This window comes from uncultured Dokdonia sp. (assembly GCF_937910895.1).
Taxonomy (GTDB): Bacteria; Bacteroidota; Bacteroidia; order Flavobacteriales; family Flavobacteriaceae; genus Dokdonia.
Genome location: NZ_CALEMI010000150.1, coordinates 20,807 through 39,030, shown reverse-complemented (window position 1 = coordinate 39,030; position 18,224 = coordinate 20,807). Strand labels below are relative to the sequence as shown.

Genomic DNA, 18,224 nt, shown 5'->3' with positions numbered 1-18,224 from the left:
CGTACTTCATCTTGGTATAGCGAATGTCCAAACCCTGAAGTTTCTATAAAGGTACTATTTTTCCAGTTTTTATGAATGCCTCTAGATGCCTCTACAGGTGTAATTCTATCGTACGTATCGTGTATGATAAGTCCGGAAACATCAATAGCTTTTGCAAAGCTAGCTCCAGAAAATTCTTTTGTAGAGAACCCAAAACGTTTCTGTACAAGCAGATCTATTCCTTTCATCACGCTGTTATTCATACCCAGAATCTGCTGATAGTCTTTCATGATTTCAGAAAGCTCTGAGGGAGCGCCTAGACTGACTAGTTTTTTAATATACTTAGGTTGGTATCTATAATAATGAAAGATAGTCGTCAAACCTCCTACAGAATGCCCTACGTGAACCTCAGGTTTGTAGTGTTGAGAGACAATTTCTAAAGCCTCTGTGTAAAGGGGTACATTGAGAATTTTACCCGTAGAATTTCCGTGAGCAGGAGCATCAAAACCAATGATGTTATAGTTGCGTTTCTGCAACACGTCTATAAGTTTCCACCATCGATGCGCATTACTTTCCCATCCGTGTATTAACAATATGGTAGGACCCGTTCCTTCCCATCTATAGGTTTGCACCGTGACAGTATCGTTTACGGTAAGTCGGAGGTCTTTTGCAGTCTCTAGATACTCTTTTTGATCTTCTTTGATCCGCCCTGCTCTTGGGGTACAAAATATAAGAAATGCTTTACGCGCCGCTGCTTTTCTGGACCACAAAGACATGGCATTGATTTGCATGCCTATAACCTTTGGAATTATTTTATTCAGTAGTTTTTTCAAGACGATGACTCTTCTCTATGTACGGTATCTGGTGAAAAAGCAGGCGTGCAAATAGCAATATATTCACAGGCTTCATCAAAAGGATTACTGTATTGGATTCGGGTGTTTTTATTGATTTTAATAGATTGACCAGCTTCCAGAATCACTGTTTCGCCATCAATGATAAATTGTTTTTTTCCTTTGATGATGTAGGTGTATTCATCAAATGCGGGCGTTTGAAAAGGCTCACTCCATCCAGACGGAGCGACCATGTGTGCAATACTAATCTCTGTATTGCCATCGGTAGCGCGTCCCCAATGTTCTTCTATAAGCTTACCATCGGTCGTCGGAACGACAAAGGGTGTCTTTTGAATCTGATATGATTTTTTCATCGAGTTAGTTTAAAGGCCAAGCAAACATAAAATGTTTAATAGGAGCTTCACCAGGAACCTGCATAGGCTCTAATCTGCTACTTGTACTAAAGCGAACTTCAGAGGCTAAGTGCTTTTTGTCTATGATAAAATAGATTTCACTTTCTTCTACAGACACGATAATAAAGTCGATCATATTGCTGATTTTCTTTACGGTGTACGCATTTTGAATATCTTGATAGGTACTTTTTAAGGAGATGCCTTTATCAGTAGTATACCGATCATCAAAAAACTGAATATGATCAATCACTTCTTTATCATCTTTTTTTGCAGAAAGCTTCATTAATTTTTTTCCTCCCTTTTCAAAAAGGACATAATTGTTAGCCTCTGTTTTAATAAGGCTATCAGTAGGTTCTTTAAATAATACTTCAAGATCACTGATTTTGGTGGTCTTTGTCACGGGCCCTACAGCCTCGTTTGTGACAACAAAAGAAGTGTCTTTTTCTGTACAAGACACCATAGATAGGATAAGGATAAGTAATACACTATAAATACGATTCATTTGGGTTTATTTTTAATAAGATTATTTAAGCATTTTTCCTAAAATTCCGAAAACACTACGGATCACTGTTGCACTGGTTAGCACTTTAATGATCGCTTTTGAAGTAGCGCTTTGCGCAGGTTGTCTAGAAGAACTTCGAGTTGAACGCGAACTTGATTTTGAAGCTTTAGCACGCTCTTCTTGCGCTTTTGCTTTCGCTTCTTCTTCATTAGCTTTTTCGATTTTTCTGTTTAAAAGTTCATAGGCACTATCTCTATCAATTACTTCACTATACTTCTTGACGAGTTTTGAATTGGAATTTATCTCATCAAGTTCTTCCTGAGAGAGAATATCCATACGTGACATCGGTGCTCTAAGCATTGTTGCAGCGAGTGGGGTAGGACGTCCTTTTTCATCAAGTGCAGAGATGAGTGCTTCTCCTATACCTAACGAAGTCAATACTGTTTTGGTATCATAATATGGCGAGTCTGGATAATTCTCAGCTGTGAGTTTGATAGCTTTACGATCCTTTGCCGTAAACGCACGTAACGCATGCTGAATTTTTAATCCCAACTGACTTAAAACACCTTCTGGAATATCGGTGGGGTTTTGTGTGACAAAGTACAACCCAACGCCTTTAGAACGGATCAATTTTACAATACTTTCTATCTGACTATGTAACGCTTTGGATGCTTCTTTAAAAATCAAATGCGCCTCATCAATAAAAATCACCAGTTCTGGACGACCACTATCACCTTGTTCAGGAAAGGTCGCATAGATTTCTGCTAAAAGGCTTAGCATAAACGTAGAGAATAATCCTGGGCGGTCTTGGATATCGGTAAGACGAACAATATTAATGATCCCACGACCATCATTCGTAATTCGCGTTAAGTCATCGGTATCAAATGATTTTTCTCCAAAGAAAATATCAGCACCTTGTTGTTCTAATTCTACAATTTTACGAAGGATAGATCCAGAAGAAGATGGAGAAATCCGTCCATAACTTTCTTGAATCTCTTCTTTCCCTTCATTGGTTGCGTATTGTAAAATCTTCTTAAAATCTTTAAGGTCTAATAATGGTAATTTGTTGTCGTCACTATATTTAAAAAGGATAGAAATAATCCCAGATTGTGCATCGGTAGCGTCTATAATTCGAGAAAACAACACAGGACCAAACTCACTTACGGTGGCTCTAAGTCGCACTCCATTTTGTTCTGATAACGTGAGAATTTCTACAGGAAAATCTTTGGCTTCAAAAGAAAGTCCAATTTTCTCGTGGCGTTCATCAATTTTAGGATGTCCCGGACTTGCTTTAGCGATCCCAGAAAGATCTCCTTTCATATCCATCATTAACACAGGAATCCCTTGATCCGATAGATTTTCGGCAAGGACTTGTAGAGTTTTTGTTTTTCCTGTTCCTGTCGCTCCGGCAATCAATCCGTGGCGATTTAAAGTTTTTAAGGGTACTTTTACGTGAGCATTTGTGATCGTTTCTCCTTCCAGCATCGCTGCTCCCATCGTAATAAAGTCGCCTTTAAACGTATTCCCAGCCTTAATAAAATCAAAAAATTCTTGTTTGGTATCCATAATATGTTGGTTGTAAAGCGTATGTACTATATTGGGGGTTCGTTTTTGTACGCTTTCGCGAAAGCATAAAAATAAACAATCCCATAAAAAAGCGATAATTATCTGTTACATTTATCGTCTCTAACATCATTATCTATGAAAACTCCTCTTTTAACGATCGTATTGTTTGCCATTTTACTTTGCTCTTGCGAAACAAAACCAACCAAACCCGTAGTATCCGAGGTTGAAAATATCGAGACAACCACACCTATCGAAGTGACCTATCACGCCTCTCACGAACCAAAAAAAGCAACAGCTCCATTTTCTGATGCCGTGCAAGTAGGGGATCTCTTTTTTTTATCAGGTCAGATCGGAATGGATCAAACTACTCGAACACTTGTTGAAGGTGGCATTGAAGCAGAAACAAAGCAAACGTTAGAAAATATCAAAGCGGTATTGGCACATCATGGGATGGATATGAGTGACGTCGTGAAATCTCTTGTAGTTCTTGATAATATTGAGGATTTTGCTGCATTTAATGCCATTTATACTACCTACTTACCTCAAAAACCCGCACGTACCACCTTTGCCGCCGAAGCCCTTGCCGCAGGCGCAAAGATTGAAATCGAAGTGATTGCGGTAAAGCGGTAATCTACTTGACTACTTTTATATCTGTAAAGTATAATTTAAAGTTCCCTTCTTTATCAGAGTGTGAAGTAGCGATGTTAAGCCCTCCAAAATCTTGGTAGTCAGAAAACGTCGTGATCATTGAAGGTGCAGATGCATTCCCTTTTCTATATACCCACTCGTCTACGATATAATCTTCATCATAATAAAAATCATACGCATCACCAGGTGTGTAGCCGCCTTCATTACCATATACAATAGTTAATTTTTTAGTTCGCTTTTGCGAAAGTGGAGCTGTCGCTGTATCCTGAACGGTGATGTTGGTGCCTTCATCCCAGACTAATTGATACGGAGCTAATAACCAAAACTTATCATTAACAAACCCTTGATCTGCTTGTCTAGAGATACTATCTAAAGAAGCTCTATTATAGGATACCACTTTATCTCCACTGGTCATGGTTACCTCATTGGTTTTAGGTTTCCAAGACCAAGAACGTTTGGCTACGTTTTGACCACCTCGATCTACATTAAACGTAAAATCTATTTGAGACACATCATCCCAATGTTCCAATCCGTTTTTGTAAGCAATCTGTTCTGCTTCAGAGCGTTCCTTTTTTATTTCGGTTGTTTTTTCTTGTGAGGTTTCTTTTTCTTGAGCGATCTCATTTTTACAGCTGATCGCTAAAAGAGAGAGGCAAATAACAAAATAGATGGTTTTCATAGTTCTTATTTTGTGTCAAAAGTACTGAAAGAATGGGAATATATGGTATTGGAATATATAAAAAGACCGCCAGTAGGGGCGGTCTTTTTAAGGTGTCAAGTAGCCATTTGTGGGATTACTTTACAATAAGGGTATTATCTGTAGATGTTGGATTCAGCGGACAAAAATAAATATATTCACCTTTTGTTAATGTCGTAGGATTAGAATGTCCTGTCGTGTTATTTTCTACCGCCGCTGTTACATACGCCGTTTTGATATGATTTTCTGGATTAGAGAGCTCTTGTCCTTTCTTTACTAATACAAAACCTACGTTGTGTCCTACATTATTGTTGTCTATTTCAAAAATGTAGGTTCCTTCAGATACCGTCAATTGTTTTTGTGTAAACTCCCCTTTGGTTTGCTCTAGTGTTATTTTTTTTGCTGGAGCGCCTTTTGTCATTTTATCTTGTGCTTGTGCAGCAAATGATACAGTGAATATAAGTACGAATACTGTGATTACTTTTTTCATGTTTAAAATTTTTAGTGTGTTTATATAGGTATTTAATTAAGCTACTACAGCGTCTAATGGTTGTGCCACTGGAAAATCAATAGGCACTTGTGTGGTGTTGTGTATATAGTTTGAGATTGTTTTTTCTCCTACTAATACAATCGTATCAATTACGTTTTCTTGAGACCATCCTTTGTTTAGGAAATTGTCTACAACGGTAGCTTCGGCGCGACCTCTATTTTCTGTGATGTTTTTAGCTAGTCTTGCCAAGGCATCAAGTTTTGAATCAAAAGAGGCATTTCCAGCTCTTAATTCTAAAATTTGTTCGTCTGTAAATCCATTCATTTTACCAATGGCTGTATGTGCAGAAAGACAATAGTTACACGCATTTACTTCACTTACGGCAAGGTTGACAACTTCTTTTTCTTTCGCTTTAAGCGAAGTAGGGGCATTTGCAAATGTTAAGTAGTTTGCTAGTGCGTTGTTAGAATGTGCGTATGTTGCATATAAGTTTGGGACAAATCCTAAAGCGCCTTCTAGTTTTTCAAATATTGCTTTGTTGGTATCGTTTACTTGGTCTTTTGTTGGAACATTAAATGTGCTCATAATTTCTGTTTTTAATTGTTTACTATTGATTATATAATAGGTGTACGTATCGTACGTGTTTTTTAAATTTTTAGGATGCTTCACGATCACAGTAATAATCGTGTAGGTGTTTTTGTGAACAATATATTTTTGCGTTCAAGGATTCTACGATTTTAGCTTTCCCTTTTGTGAAAACAGTAATAAGGTTTAATACGGAAATGTGTTTTGTTGTCATCGTTATTTTTATTTGATGACTTGGTCTAAGGAGTAGCCATGGTCTTACAGCGATTGACTAGCCATAAGTTCCCGAATGATGGTCAATAGTACCTATAAAGTATAGAAATTGGTATTTTTTTACGAAAGTGAAAAAAATTGAAGGCAAGAACATCTAAAAATGATAGTTCAAACGTATATGAGAATGTGTAGACTTTACTACTGAATGGTTAAGTATTAATGACAAGTCTATGTATAGGTAATATTACTCTTGATATGTCTATCCCCCAATTTGATGCTGGAAACCCTAGAAAGTTATTTTTAGGGTTTTCTTTTTTTTGGGATGTTTCCTATAAGAGGACTTCTAGATTTTAATAGGGATACGAGTGTGTGTGCATCTTCTTCAAAAGCATCGTGGGTCTCAGGAAGGACGAGCCATGTTTTGATACCTATAGATAAAAGAGGTCTGACACTTTTGAGTTGGTGTTTTAGTTTTTGATGATGTTGCTTTTTGGTAGCAATCCAAATGCCGTGGTCTTGTTGGTATTTTTCGTTTTGACATAGAGCAAAGACGATTTGATCTTCTATATAAAAAGCATCTACGCCAAACATTTTTTTATGTTTAATTGGGAGCGGGTAAAGCCATTCTATAAAAAAGTCATAGGGCATATTGTTTGTCTTTTAAAATCGACCGACAATTCCCATACTTCCTACACCAAAATTAATATTCCAAGTAATGCCTTTTTTATGGGGATCGCCAGGATAGCGATTTTTTCCATTCAGGTAATTATCGATAGCATCTACAGTAGCGATGCTTATGGCAATACTTAAAGCGACATCGGTCAACCAATGCGCTCCATTTACAATGCGTGATATAGGAGAAATCATACCTACGGTATAAATACCCGCTTTTACCCAAGGATTTTTAAACTGTTTTGAGATTGCGTATGCGGTGGTAAAGGACAGGATGGTATGTCCAGAAGGGAAAGACCTGAAGCCAGATTCTCCACTAAAAGGCTTAAAAGCAAACTTCCCTTCTCCATTTTGAGGCCTAGACCTTCCAACGGTTGTTTTTAATACGGTTTGAATTAAGCCAACGGCTGTTGCCGAAGAAATTAATAAAACACCTGTTTCTCGGACGCGTTCGTTTTTTGTAAAGAGCCCAAATAGGTATACAGAACCGGTGATTCCGTAAGCTACTTGCGGACTTCCAAAACGTTCTCCAAACTCCTTCGCAATATTAGGAGAGGTTCCGTCTTGTTTTAGAAAAAAATCACTTGTTTCGTCATCTACAAAATATAATAGGGCAGTGCCTCCAACTACAAAACCAAACGTAGCCCAATCTTCTCCGTCCCAATGTAAGGGGCGTGTATATGCGTGTGCTAATCCACCAAAAGCGGAAGCGCCATCATATTTAGCAAGTTGCCAAATATTTAAAGTGTCTTGTTCTTGAGAGGTCAGGGAATGTTTCTGACTATAGGATACTATGGTAAAGAAACATAAAGCTAAAAGAATGATGTAATTTTTCAAAAGGGTAACTATTGTAATTAATGGGATTGTATTTTTTTTGCAAGATACATTATTTGCTAAAATTTGGAGGTTTTGGTAACGGGACATACGAGGTGTCATTTGCTACTTTTGGGAATAGCTTTGCTTTCCATTTTTCTTTTGCACTTTCAATTTTTTCTTTAGAATGACTAACAAAATTCCAAAAAATATGACGCTCTTCAGGAAAAGGTTCGCCACCAAATATGAGGATATGACTGTTTGCAGCGATGTCTATAGTACAAACATCTTCAATTTTACTTACCAGCATATTACCCGCTGTTATGGTTTGATCACAGGCTGTGATATGTCCGCTGACGATGCAAATGCCTATTTCACCTTTTACATTTCCTTTGGCTGTAAAGGTATGTGCTTCTGTGGTCGTAATTGCCATCATAAATAAATCTGAATGAACAGGGACAGGAGACGTTTGGTTAAATGCTTGACCAGCAACCAATGTATACTGAGCTCCCTGATCTGACCATTGCGGTAATGCCGTTGCTTCTATATGATGGAATGCTGGTTCGATATCTTCCAGATGTTTAGGTAGTGCTACCCAAATTTGATATCCGTGCATGGTAAAGATCTCTTTACGGTCTCTAGATGCTTGTGGGGTACGTTCTGTGTGAGCACATCCCTTTCCTGCCACCATCCAATTGACAGACCCAGGTCGTATTACCTGATGTGTTCCAATACTATCTTCATGAGTTAGTTTTCCTTCTAGTAAATAGGTAAGTGTCGCGAGTCCTATATGAGGATGCTGATCTACGTCCATATACTTTTCTGGACCTAACTCCGTAGGACCCATGTGATCTATAAAAATAAAAGGACCTACCATTCTCTTTTTACGAAAAGGAATCAAGCGTCCTACTAAGAAGTCTCCTATATCACGACTTCGTTCTTCTATAATCAATCCTGTATTTGACATGTATACACGTGTTTCTTTATAGCAGAAAAATACAAAGAAATAGGTATACTACAAATACCTAGTCATACTAAATTAAAGAGTAACGAGTTGTCTTGATTTATTTTTGAATGCAGATGGAGATTCTCCTGTTTGTTTTTTGAAAAGCCTACTTAAATGAGAAGCATCTTGAAAGCCAACTTCAAAAGCGATTTCTTTGGCAGATTTATCGGTGTAGGTAAGGAGTCTTTTTGCTTCAAGGACGATTCTGTCGTGAATAATTTGTAGGGGTGTTTTGTCAAATTTGGAAAAATAATTCGAAATTGTTTTGGGAGATTTATTTAGCTCGGCAGCATAGAAAGAAACCGAATGTTCTTTTCTAAAATGTGCTTCTACTAGAAATGTAAAGGTGCGTATAAGCTCTATTTTTTCGTCAACTACGTGTCCATAATTCCCTTGTGATTTTATAAGACGTGTAATTTTAATAATAAAACGAGCCATTAATAAACGTAACATTTCAGCTTGGATACTATCTTCGGTTTCTAATTCTTCTAAGAATACCTCGTGTAATATCTGGAGTTTATGCTTTTGATCTTCTTCAAGCGTCACAACGGGTAATTCTGAATTTCCGTAAAATAGAATACCCACGCATCCTACTTCTTTGTCATGATCTTTAATACAATAAAATTCTCTGTTAAATTGGTATACTACAGCACTCCCGTCTATATATTGTAAATGGTGTAAAGGGGTAAGGGCAATGATTTGACCAGGTTGAAGAGTAAAATCAACTTGATCTATCTTCAGAGAAACAGCATCTTCTTGTGCCCAAATAAACGTATAGAGTGATAAAGGCTTTGTTTCTGAATAGGGAATTAGTATTTCTTCATCACCGTAATAAAAAATGGCTTTGGTAATAGATTCTAAAAATGGCTTCTTCATAAAAACAATGGTCTATTTTTTTTATAGAACTTACAAAAAAAAGCTATTTTTTATTTTCTTGTTTTGATAAATGATCTAAAAACTAAAAATAGAGAAGTAACTAGCATTGTATGAATTTGTTAGATGCAGGTATACAAGCCGAAAACTAGTTTTGTATTGCTATCAGATTTCTTGTTTTGTGCTAAAGAATTATCGTTTAATTTTGCTGTGTAATAGCAATATTCCACTGTCTGTACATCTTCTTAAATTTTAGAATTTCTGAAGATAAAACACGCATGTGTTCTCTGTTACGTTTTGAGATTTTCCGAAGTTTTTTACAATTAGCACGTATCTTGTCGATGTGATGTATAATACTATTGGTAGAATCTAATCGAAGGCGAATATTTTTGGTAGTTTGTGCTATGGCAATGGTTGATGGTAATGTGACAGCACTTATCACAATTTCTTCTAACGTATTATCAGACTCGTCCTTAGATGTATATAAGGCATTGACCGTTCTGTCATCAGTTAGATGTGATGTGATAGATCTAGACAGGGTATAGATATCTAATGCCTTGCTATAAAGCAACGTGTCTCTGAGAGACATTTCGTTTTGTGATATGAAATTAGGTACTTTTTCCATCTTTTATAAAAACAAAGTTACAATCATATTAAGGCAACCTAACTTTTGATTTTAAAGCAAAAGAGTGTTTTGTCTTTAAAAATGATGTATTTTTGAAGTAAAACTTTAAAGTATATGGTAGATGAATTAAATCTTAAAATCTTAAAGTGTTTGCAAAAAAATGCAAGACAGTCTAATGCTTCTATAGGAAGACAAGTAGGCATTACCTCTCCTGCCGTTTCTGAACGGATTAAAAAAATGGAAGATATGGGGATCATCACAGGGTTTAAAGCGATTGTCTCTCCTTTTGAAATGGGATATCAGTTTAAAGCGATTATCACATTACGTGCTTTTATGGGGAAACTAAAACCCTTTTTAGAGATTGTAAAAACGTGGGATGAGGTGATCAATTGCTATCGGATAACAGGGAATGAAAATATAGTGATGGAAGTGGTTTTACATAACCAACAGCATCTAGAACGATTTATAGATCAAATTATAACGTATGGCGAGTCTAAAACACAGATCGTACTCTCTCAAGTAGTACGTTATAATCCTATTCTCAAATTAAAGTAGTGTAATAAGTTGTATACGCTTTCGCGAAAGCGTATACCTCAAGAATCCCTTTTAAAGAGAAACATTAATCTTCTTCACTATCAAAGTCGTCATGGGAGTGGTTACTGTCATAGGGCAAATCATCTTCAGGCATTTTATCATTGTAGTGCACGCCTGGTGGATTAAATAAGCCCCAACGATCTATAATATAGTTATAGGGATTGAAGGTTGAAACCCACACAGCAAATAGAGGGCGTAAAACCTCAATCTCTTTACGAAGTAAATCTAAATACTCTATTTCTTTAAAACCTGCTATTTGAAGTCCGCGTAAATTAAGAATAATTTCATGCGCCGCTTTACGGATGATCACAGCATTTTCCATTTTTATGTCATATAATTCCACACCGTGAATACCCGCGATTTTTGCAGGAATGATAAGTGCATTTTCTATCATATTATTGGTATGATAGTCAAAAAGGGCATACTCATACTCAGAAGAGGCATTACTATCTTCTTTGGGAATACAATCTACGATACGTTCGACTAGTTTTAAGATGACCTCAGCCTGAATAAAAACAGGGAGCTGTCTCCAAGAGTCTATATCGTAATTGTGGTCATCATCATCATCATTGTACATATTAAGTTGGGTTTTACTATTTTGTAAATACTATAAGGGCGCATAGTATATTATAAAAGTATACTATTTAAAACGGTATACATACACTTTGCGTATATGATTCTCATAAATTCGATGAGTGATCCAAAAGTCCCGATGTTTGACTTTGTATAATTTTTTAAATTTTAAAAAATGATTACTTACAGCTTTAATTTTACGATAGAAATTATTTTTTATTCCAATGAAGTTATATAATCAGAACATACGATAGTGTTTTTGAACAGAATGGTATCAGCAGATCGTAAGGGAAAAGGAGGCACTAGTAAAAAAACCAGCGTAAGATTTACTATTTTAGAGTTCTGAAAATGTATAATGAACAGATTTTAATGATGAAGTATATTGGACTTTGTATCGTATTATTAGTAAGTAGTGTTCTCTTTGCACAGCAACCCAAAGCATTTGAAGCATTAGATGTTTTTGAATTAGAATATGCTGACGATCCTCAAATAGCACCTGATGGAACGACAGTGATCTATAGACGTACGGGTTTTGATATTATGGAAGATCGAAGCAAGGGGAATTTATGGATGATCCACGCAGATGGGACAAATCATCGCAAGCTTACTTCTTTTGATGGGAATGAATCGCAACCTAGATGGTCCCCCGACGGAACAAAAATTGCATACATCGCGAGTACGTCAGAAGGGAGCGAACTCTTTATGTATTGGGTTGCATCTGGTGTTACAGCACGATTGAGTCAATTAGAAAATAGTCCTTCAGGATTAAGTTGGTCTCCCGATGGGAAGTGGCTTTCTTTTAGTGCTATGGAGTATGTGGCTCCTCCCGTGATTGCAAGTATGCCTAAAAAACCAAAGGGCGCGAAATGGGCGGAGACTCCTAGAATCACAGATCGTTTTAAGCATGAAGCTGACGGGCAAGGCTATTTAAAACCAGGCTTTCGTCATATTTATATTATTTCTTCAGAAGGTGGAACGGCTCGTAAAATTACTTCGGGTGATTTCAATCATGGAGGTTCGTTAAGTTGGTCCCGAGATGCACAGCACATTTACTTTTCAGGAAATAGAACGGAAGCATGGGAATATGATTTTCGCAACAGCGAAATATATAGTGTGCATACACAAACCGGAATCATCACTGCATTAACAGATCGCAATGGTCCCGACAGAAGTCCTATCGTATCTCCAGACGGAAAGAAGATCGCTTATATTGGCTATGATGATAAAGTACAAACCTATCAGGTAAGTCGATTATATATGATGAATATTGATGGGAGTAACAAGAAAGAAATTAATACAAATTTAGATCGCAGTATTTCAAACTTACAATGGGCGTCAGATAGCAATTTGATCTACTGTACGTATGATGATAAGGGAAATTCTAAAATTGCACAAGTTACTCTTTCTGGGAAGGTATCAAAGTTAGCAGATGATCTTGGTGGCACTACCTTAGGGCGTCCGTATGCGAGTGGTAGTTACAGCGTATCCAACAACGGAACGATTGCCTTTACGCACTCACAACCAGATCGTCCAGCCGATGTTGGTGTTCTGTCCAAAAAAGACAAACAACCTAAAATCCGTACGCAATTGAACGAAGATCTTCTTGGATATCGTACATTAGGTACTGTAGAAGAGATCTGATACAAATCATCTTATGATGGTCGTGATGTTCAGGGATGGATCGTATATCCGCCTTTTTATGAGAAAGGAAAGCAATATCCTTTATTGGTAGAGAATCATGGAGGTCCGATTTTAAATTATGGAGATCGTTTTTCGGCAGAGATTCAATTGTATGCTGCTGCTGGCTATGTGGTCTTTTATCCTAATCCTAGAGGCAGTACCAGTTATGGAGAAGAATTTGGGAACCTACTCTATAATAACTATCCAGGACAAGATTACAATGATGTGATGGATGGCGTAGATGCCTGTATTGCCAAAGGCATCACTTCTGAAGATCAATTATACGTAACTGGCGGAAGTGCGGGTGGTATTATGACTGCTTGGATCATAGGAAAAAACAATCGATTTGAAGCGGCTGTGGTAGCAAAGCCAGTGATGAATTGGATTTCAAAAACATTGGTGGCAGATAATTATTATGGATATGCCAATTCTCGCTATCCGGGACAGCCGTGGGAGAACTTTGAAGGCTATTGGAAGTTTTCGCCATTATCATTGGTAGGAAATATAGAAACCCCCACTATGGTCATGGTAGGAATGAACGATCTGCGTACACCTCCTAGTGAAGCCAAACAATTATATCACGCATTAAAGATTCGGAAAAAAGAAACAGTATTAGTCGAAATTCCTGAGGCCTCACACGGGATTGCTGCTCGACCTAGCAATCTCATCACAAAAGTGAATCATACGTTAGCTTGGTTTAAAAAGTTTAACAACTAATCATTTTTAGGGAAACTTTATGATAGTATGTTAATAGTATTTTAAATGTCCTTACTTTCGTGAAAACATAAACACCATAATCCAAATAGAGTCGTTATACGTATAACCATTAAACATAAATTTTTAAAACCATGGAAAACGAGAAGAATAATAACGGAATAAAAATCATTACAGGGATTCTCGCTGTACTACTCGTAGTTGCTGGCGCATTTGCTTACAAACTATACAACCAAGAGAAAGAGACAAAGGCAGAACTTACAAAAGAAAAGACATTAGTCCTTGCTAACCTCAGAGAGATGAATGATAAGTATGATGTTGTCATTGAAGAAAATAATCTAAAAGATACAGAACTCAATGAGGCACGTGATAGAATACAAGCCCTTATAGATGATATTAATGAGAAAGAAGTAACCATTACTAGCTTAGGAAAATATAGAGCTGAGGTTTTTAAACTTCGTAAAGAGCGTGATTTCTTATTTGCACAAAATGATTCTCTACGTGGGACCAATAAACTACTAGCGATGCGAGTAGATAGTACAAGCTATGAACTAGAAGTACAACGTGGAGTAGGGGATTCTTTATTTCTTGAGAATAACAAATTAGCAGAACGTGTAGAATTAGGTTCAGCGCTGGCAGCTAATAAATTGAAAGTAGTAGGTGTAATCGAGCGTTCTTCAGGAAAACTAGTAGAAAACGATCGTGCTCGTAGAATAGATAAAGTAAGAGCGTGTTTTACAGTACCACAAAACAGACTTGCTGAGGCAGGTGACCGCTTGTTATATGTACAGGTTATTGACCCTACCAATGCGATTTTAGGAGTTAATGAATCCGTCACTTTTGAAGAAGAAACGATTACGTATAGTAAAGTTTCTAAATTTTACTATGAAAACACAGCGCTAGATATTTGCGAAAACATACCACCGAAAGGCGAAAGTTTTGTTGAGGGTACTTACAAAGTAAATGTTTTTGACGGAGCAGCATTGATTGCTCAAACAACGTTTACTTTAAAATAATCCTATACATTTAGTATAGAAAGAAACACTTTTGAAGGAAAGATTCCGCGATGTGATGTCACAGTCCTCGCGGAATTTTTTCATGAGTGAAACGCTGTTTTGTAAAGTCTGAAAAGACACATACAAAATAGTTAGTTGAACTCATCTCGTTTTTTCAGCGGGATCTTAGGGGTATCTCAACGTTAGATTATTTATTGTTTTAAAGTTTTTTTTGCTTTCGCGAAAGCGTACAAATATCTTCACCTTTAAGCAATATTCTTTTGTGCCAATTATATCTATTCGAATTTCTTTTCTATATAAATTCCATTTGATGCGATTACTCTGATTGAGCTTATTTCTTCAAGTGAAGTGTTCCAATTTTTTAAGATAATTAATTTTCTGTTCTGATGCATATTGCTGCCATATAGGAGGTTATTTACTTTAATAATCCAACTATCTGCGGGTAATGATTTGTCTAAATCTATATGAAGATCTCCATCTTCTATACGTACCTTATTGATTTTTATGCTAGTGATAGGATAAGATTCTGTACTGTTTTCATTAAATATTTTTTGAGATTGCGCACGTATTAATTCAATTTCAGCTTTTTGTCTATTTAATTCTTCATTTCGCATATCTTCAGAATATTTTTCTAATCCTGAAGAACTTCCTACTAAACAGTCTAAGTAAGCCCCGTTGCTAGGGATACTAAAAAGATGTGCGCCACTTATAGGAATCAAACCATATTCTACTCCATTTAGTAATTGATAAGCTTCTGCCTCTATAGTTTCTTGTATTTCTTTAAGCGGTTCAAAGAGCACTCTGTATTCATCCCACCATTCTTTATTGTCAACAACATAGGTTTTTAATTTTGCTCTTACTTTTTGATAATCTAGTTTTTGTTTTTTAATCGCATTTACAAGGCTTAATAGTGAAGAAGATACTGGTTGCGCATCTATACTTTCACCAGAGCCTATTATATCTTTAGATTGTAATGGTTCAGGATATTCTAAAAATGCTTCTGATGGAATGTTATAAAAATATTCTTTGAATATTTTTTTGAATACTTTGAAAACAATACTAAACCTGATTTCAATTTCTTTTAGTTCAAGTTCCATTTCGGTAAGTTCGGTAACCAACACTAATAGTGTATCATTTGTAACCATATTCAAAAACTCTTCAAATTCATAGAATTCAAATGTTCTAATATCTTGGAGATTAGTTCCCTTGATTAATGGTTGAGGTCTTGTGTACGTGAGTTTTAGATTTTCTAAATGTAGCCCTCCTTGATATACATTATCTAAGCGGTAGAAAAATAGATTTAGTGAGACACCGTCGTTAATATTCTGTATTTGACTTGTGATTGATTCATCTACAATTAATTTGGAAGATTCAGAGAGTTTGGAATTGACTTCAACCCTAGACTGCTTTTTCATCTCTCTCGAAGATTCGTTGGCAGCTCTTTTAATTTCTTGGGCAAAAGACTTACTCGTTTTAGTCGTAGAACCCCCTCCTGAAGCGCTTCCTCCAAAACCTCCGTAACTTCCACTAGCTTTAGCACTCCAGTTTTTATTACTGGTTTTTTCTTTTGACTTACGGTTTGTTTGTTCAAAAAAGTCAGAGAATGTAGTCGATTTTTTTTCTGTGACATCTAATATAGAAGTGATCGATTGTGTTTGAGTTTTTTGTGATTCAAAAGTTTGTTTGATACTTATATTTCTGCTTTCACCTGGAGCAAGATTTATAGATTCTATAAGTTCACTTAGCTCAACGCCTCTCCACGAGGCTCTGTAAGCAAGATTTTCTTCTACACTTACATTAGGAATAGAGGTAGGGACATCTCCTGGTAGCGGTCTTGTAAATAGATCATATCCCACTAATCGTAGTCCTTTTGTGATACTCTCTTCATATTGAGGAATCATGACTGCGGTTCTCATTCTAATAGATTCTGAGATTTCACAAGCTCTCATAATCTCATTAAGCGTTTCTCCCTGATCAGAAATATATCCTTGATTTGTAAGTTCTAGGAAATGAACGTCATATCCCGAATCTTTTAATGCTTCTACTTCATCAGACCAAGGTGTTTCTGGGATAGGTATGATTTTCTTATTTGTTACTCTGATCCATTTATGGGTATATCTAGTGTACCACTTGGTCTTATATTTTACTCTAAAAAGACCAATTCGCACTTTATATCGTTTACGGATTCTAAAAGCCTTTTTTATTAATCGTAATAAACTATATGTTTTAAAGATTTGTGCATTTCCATCTGCTCCTAATTCTATTTCGTATCCAAACCTTTTTATTCGCTCTATTAGAACTCTTTCTTCTCTAATAAGATCATTGTTTGATTTTACCAGCGTATTGTGTTTATCCTCTATATTAGATAGTGCTTCTTTAAACTCTTCGAATTCAAAATCACCGATATCACTAACTTTCTTAATTAATGATTCAGCCAAGGTTGCACGTCCTTTAGATAGTTTTTGAAGTGATTTAATGTCTTGATATTGATCCATTATTGCACTTAACGTTACATCAAAATATTTGCTAGAGGGTAATACATTTTTTAAATTCTCAGTTCCTTTTTTATATGCAACTAATTCTACGTCCTTGATGTTTGTATCCCATCTTGAAAAAAATGATTCTAATGTATTGAATTTGGCATCTTCTTCTTCAAGTTGAATCACGTAATAGCGCTCATCAAGTTTAAGAATCCAATTATTTTCTTCTTGTATCTGTTCATAAAATAAACCATCATGCTCATTAGATAAGTCACTGTTTACTAATAACAAGTCTAGTTGCGAACTTTCAAGATTCGCAGAGACATCTTCTTTTGTTGTATAAAAAACTAATTCTTCCAATGCTTTCCATTGTGATGGTTTTTTAATAATAGTTTTTATCGGATCTGCTTCTGGTTTTGAATGACTAGACTTGGCTTGATTTAGAATATCCGTAACATAAGTGCCATTTATATAATCAGTACCATGTATCGATATATTTTTGTTAAGTTCACTTCTTAGGGAAGGAAAATTATAGTTAGAAGTAGTCGTACTGTTTAAATTCACAAAATTTAAGCTCTCTGAAAACCCTTTGCTAGTGTCCGATAGCCTGTTGGATAAAACTTCCGTATTTAAATTTAAGAACCCTCCATTGATTGGATTTACAGTCCTTGGCGGTATATTTACTGTTGGAAGGTTGTCCAATATGTCTAAATTAATATCTGGAGCTTTAGGTCTAAAAACAGCTCTTAAATGTGTGATTTCTTTAAAAGTTTCATTAATATTTTCTCTCGAAAATTTTTCTTTTTTAAAGGTTTTGTATTTTGAAGTTATAGCATCTTTATCATAATAATAAGGTTCGTAATACAAGTTACTTAGCTTATTATAGATTAACACCTTGGAATTTTCACTCAGTGTTGGTTGTAAGTGGTTATCATAGTTGAGCCATTGCACGAGTGTATAATAGAATGTGTCATTTTGTTGTACTTTATAAATTAATGACGTAAGGTCTAAAGAATCCCAATTTGTCGCTTTAATATCTAAAGACGTTTTTATTTTTTCTCTGAAAATATCTATATCGTCAGGCAGTAAACCAATAGAACTCTCCCAAGGGAATTCGATAGTATTTGATCGCGTAATAGCGATATCAATAGGTGCTCTATCCTTTCCGTTTTTTTGACTATTTAAATGGATACCTCCTGGTTCTTTGATTTTTAGAATATCAGAAAAATTAGACTTCATATAGTTTAGTATATAG

Annotated in this window: 19 protein-coding genes; 5 read left to right on the top strand and 14 right to left on the bottom strand. The window is 36.0% G+C overall.

Annotated features, from left to right (window positions below; genetic code table 11):
• The 4 genes from Q0505_RS17860 to Q0505_RS17845 all read right to left on the bottom strand — a co-directional run.
• A partial coding sequence (locus Q0505_RS17860; RefSeq protein ID WP_299215791.1) for an alpha/beta hydrolase occupies positions 1-812 on the bottom strand: 812 nt, incomplete at its 3' end.
• Positions 809-1,183 (bottom strand): cupin domain-containing protein, encoded by a 375-nt coding sequence (locus Q0505_RS17855; protein ID WP_299215789.1) that lies wholly within the window; start codon positions 1,181-1,183, stop codon positions 809-811. The genes Q0505_RS17860 and Q0505_RS17855, both read right to left, overlap by 4 nt.
• Before the next feature lie 4 nt (positions 1,184-1,187).
• Positions 1,188-1,724, bottom strand: a complete 537-nt coding sequence (locus tag Q0505_RS17850; RefSeq protein ID WP_299215787.1) for a hypothetical protein — start codon at positions 1,722-1,724, stop codon at positions 1,188-1,190.
• A gap of 21 nt (positions 1,725-1,745) precedes the next feature.
• Positions 1,746-3,290, bottom strand: a complete 1,545-nt coding sequence (locus Q0505_RS17845; protein ID WP_299215785.1) for a helicase HerA-like domain-containing protein — start codon at positions 3,288-3,290, stop codon at positions 1,746-1,748.
• 135 nt (positions 3,291-3,425) lie between these two features.
• Here Q0505_RS17845 and Q0505_RS17840 point away from each other — a divergent pair, with 135 nt between their 5' ends.
• Positions 3,426-3,920, top strand: coding sequence for a Rid family detoxifying hydrolase (locus Q0505_RS17840; protein ID WP_299215783.1), 495 nt, complete (start codon positions 3,426-3,428; stop codon positions 3,918-3,920).
• Between the two features lies 1 nt (position 3,921).
• On the opposite strand, the gene Q0505_RS17835 is transcribed toward Q0505_RS17840, so the two are convergent.
• From Q0505_RS17835 to Q0505_RS17800, 8 genes are all read right to left on the bottom strand, one after another.
• A complete protein-coding gene (locus tag Q0505_RS17835) occupies positions 3,922-4,617 on the bottom strand; it encodes a hypothetical protein (RefSeq protein ID WP_299215781.1) in 696 nt (231 codons plus the stop codon).
• A 115-nt stretch (positions 4,618-4,732) separates the two neighbouring features.
• Positions 4,733-5,125, bottom strand: a complete 393-nt coding sequence (locus tag Q0505_RS17830) for a plastocyanin/azurin family copper-binding protein (protein WP_299215780.1) — start codon at positions 5,123-5,125, stop codon at positions 4,733-4,735.
• Between the two features lie 36 nt (positions 5,126-5,161).
• Positions 5,162-5,710 carry a carboxymuconolactone decarboxylase family protein gene (locus Q0505_RS17825; protein WP_299215778.1) on the bottom strand — a complete coding sequence of 183 codons (549 nt, stop codon included), beginning with the start codon at positions 5,708-5,710 and terminating at the stop codon, positions 5,162-5,164.
• A gap of 513 nt (positions 5,711-6,223) precedes the next feature.
• On the bottom strand, positions 6,224-6,571 hold the full coding sequence (locus tag Q0505_RS17820; RefSeq protein WP_299215776.1) for a hypothetical protein: 348 nt from the start codon (positions 6,569-6,571) through the stop codon (positions 6,224-6,226).
• 12 nt (positions 6,572-6,583) lie between these two features.
• On the bottom strand, positions 6,584-7,432 hold the full coding sequence (locus Q0505_RS17815) for a phosphatase PAP2 family protein (protein ID WP_299215774.1): 849 nt from the start codon (positions 7,430-7,432) through the stop codon (positions 6,584-6,586).
• Positions 7,433-7,481: 49 nt separating this feature from the next.
• A complete protein-coding gene (locus Q0505_RS17810; RefSeq protein ID WP_299215772.1) occupies positions 7,482-8,375 on the bottom strand; it encodes a pirin family protein in 894 nt (297 codons plus the stop codon).
• A gap of 72 nt (positions 8,376-8,447) precedes the next feature.
• Complete coding sequence (locus Q0505_RS17805) at positions 8,448-9,290, bottom strand: helix-turn-helix domain-containing protein (RefSeq protein WP_299215770.1); 843 nt, start codon at positions 9,288-9,290, stop codon at positions 8,448-8,450.
• Between the two features lie 196 nt (positions 9,291-9,486).
• The gene (locus Q0505_RS17800; protein WP_299215768.1) at positions 9,487-9,912 is read right to left on the bottom strand and encodes a hypothetical protein; all 426 of its coding nucleotides are present in this window, start codon (positions 9,910-9,912) and stop codon (positions 9,487-9,489) included.
• A gap of 114 nt (positions 9,913-10,026) precedes the next feature.
• On the opposite strand from Q0505_RS17800, the gene Q0505_RS17795 reads away from it, so the two are divergent.
• The gene (locus Q0505_RS17795; RefSeq protein WP_299215766.1) at positions 10,027-10,467 is read left to right on the top strand and encodes an Lrp/AsnC family transcriptional regulator; all 441 of its coding nucleotides are present in this window, start codon (positions 10,027-10,029) and stop codon (positions 10,465-10,467) included.
• Between the two features lie 64 nt (positions 10,468-10,531).
• On the opposite strand, the gene Q0505_RS17790 is transcribed toward Q0505_RS17795, so the two are convergent.
• On the bottom strand, positions 10,532-11,083 hold the full coding sequence (locus Q0505_RS17790; RefSeq protein WP_299215764.1) for a hypothetical protein: 552 nt from the start codon (positions 11,081-11,083) through the stop codon (positions 10,532-10,534).
• 365 nt (positions 11,084-11,448) lie between these two features.
• Between Q0505_RS17790 and Q0505_RS21470 the strand changes: the two genes are divergently transcribed.
• The 3 genes from Q0505_RS21470 (at position 11,449) to Q0505_RS17780 (ending at position 14,489) form a co-directional block, all read left to right on the top strand.
• Positions 11,449-12,720, top strand: a complete 1,272-nt coding sequence (locus Q0505_RS21470) for a DPP IV N-terminal domain-containing protein (RefSeq protein WP_366519442.1) — start codon at positions 11,449-11,451, stop codon at positions 12,718-12,720.
• 84 nt (positions 12,721-12,804) lie between these two features.
• Positions 12,805-13,476: a prolyl oligopeptidase family serine peptidase gene (locus tag Q0505_RS21465; protein WP_366519441.1), complete on the top strand. Its 672-nt coding sequence runs from the start codon at positions 12,805-12,807 to the stop codon at positions 13,474-13,476.
• 131 nt (positions 13,477-13,607) lie between these two features.
• Complete coding sequence (locus tag Q0505_RS17780) at positions 13,608-14,489, top strand: hypothetical protein (protein WP_299215762.1); 882 nt, start codon at positions 13,608-13,610, stop codon at positions 14,487-14,489.
• A 275-nt stretch (positions 14,490-14,764) separates the two neighbouring features.
• Here Q0505_RS17780 and Q0505_RS17775 read toward each other — a convergent pair whose 3' ends face one another.
• Positions 14,765-18,208 (bottom strand): hypothetical protein, encoded by a 3,444-nt coding sequence (locus tag Q0505_RS17775; RefSeq protein WP_299215761.1) that lies wholly within the window; start codon positions 18,206-18,208, stop codon positions 14,765-14,767.
• Positions 18,209-18,224 lie beyond the last annotated feature (16 nt).

Bases quoted from the DNA above. Each gene is read 5' to 3' on its own strand.
- Q0505_RS17795 (WP_299215766.1), top strand. From the start codon at position 10,027: ATGGTAGATGAATTAAATCTTAAAATCTTAAAGTGTTTGCAAAAAAAT.
- Q0505_RS17840 (WP_299215783.1), top strand. From the start codon at position 3,426: ATGAAAACTCCTCTTTTAACGATCGTATTGTTTGCCATTTTACTTTGC.
- Q0505_RS17780 (WP_299215762.1), top strand. From the start codon at position 13,608: ATGGAAAACGAGAAGAATAATAACGGAATAAAAATCATTACAGGGATT.
- Q0505_RS17850 (WP_299215787.1), bottom strand. From the start codon at position 1,724: ATGAATCGTATTTATAGTGTATTACTTATCCTTATCCTATCTATGGTG.
- Q0505_RS17800 (WP_299215768.1), bottom strand. From the start codon at position 9,912: ATGGAAAAAGTACCTAATTTCATATCACAAAACGAAATGTCTCTCAGA.
- Q0505_RS17855 (WP_299215789.1), bottom strand. From the start codon at position 1,183: ATGAAAAAATCATATCAGATTCAAAAGACACCCTTTGTCGTTCCGACG.
- Q0505_RS17790 (WP_299215764.1), bottom strand. From the start codon at position 11,083: ATGTACAATGATGATGATGATGACCACAATTACGATATAGACTCTTGG.
- Q0505_RS17845 (WP_299215785.1), bottom strand. From the start codon at position 3,290: ATGGATACCAAACAAGAATTTTTTGATTTTATTAAGGCTGGGAATACG.
- Q0505_RS17810 (WP_299215772.1), bottom strand. From the start codon at position 8,375: ATGTCAAATACAGGATTGATTATAGAAGAACGAAGTCGTGATATAGGA.
- Q0505_RS17825 (WP_299215778.1), bottom strand. From the start codon at position 5,710: ATGAGCACATTTAATGTTCCAACAAAAGACCAAGTAAACGATACCAAC.
- Q0505_RS17835 (WP_299215781.1), bottom strand. From the start codon at position 4,617: ATGAAAACCATCTATTTTGTTATTTGCCTCTCTCTTTTAGCGATCAGC.
- Q0505_RS17820 (WP_299215776.1), bottom strand. From the start codon at position 6,571: ATGCCCTATGACTTTTTTATAGAATGGCTTTACCCGCTCCCAATTAAA.
- Q0505_RS17830 (WP_299215780.1), bottom strand. From the start codon at position 5,125: ATGAAAAAAGTAATCACAGTATTCGTACTTATATTCACTGTATCATTT.
- Q0505_RS17805 (WP_299215770.1), bottom strand. From the start codon at position 9,290: ATGAAGAAGCCATTTTTAGAATCTATTACCAAAGCCATTTTTTATTAC.
- Q0505_RS21470 (WP_366519442.1), top strand. From the start codon at position 11,449: ATGATGAAGTATATTGGACTTTGTATCGTATTATTAGTAAGTAGTGTT.
- Q0505_RS17775 (WP_299215761.1), bottom strand. From the start codon at position 18,208: ATGAAGTCTAATTTTTCTGATATTCTAAAAATCAAAGAACCAGGAGGT.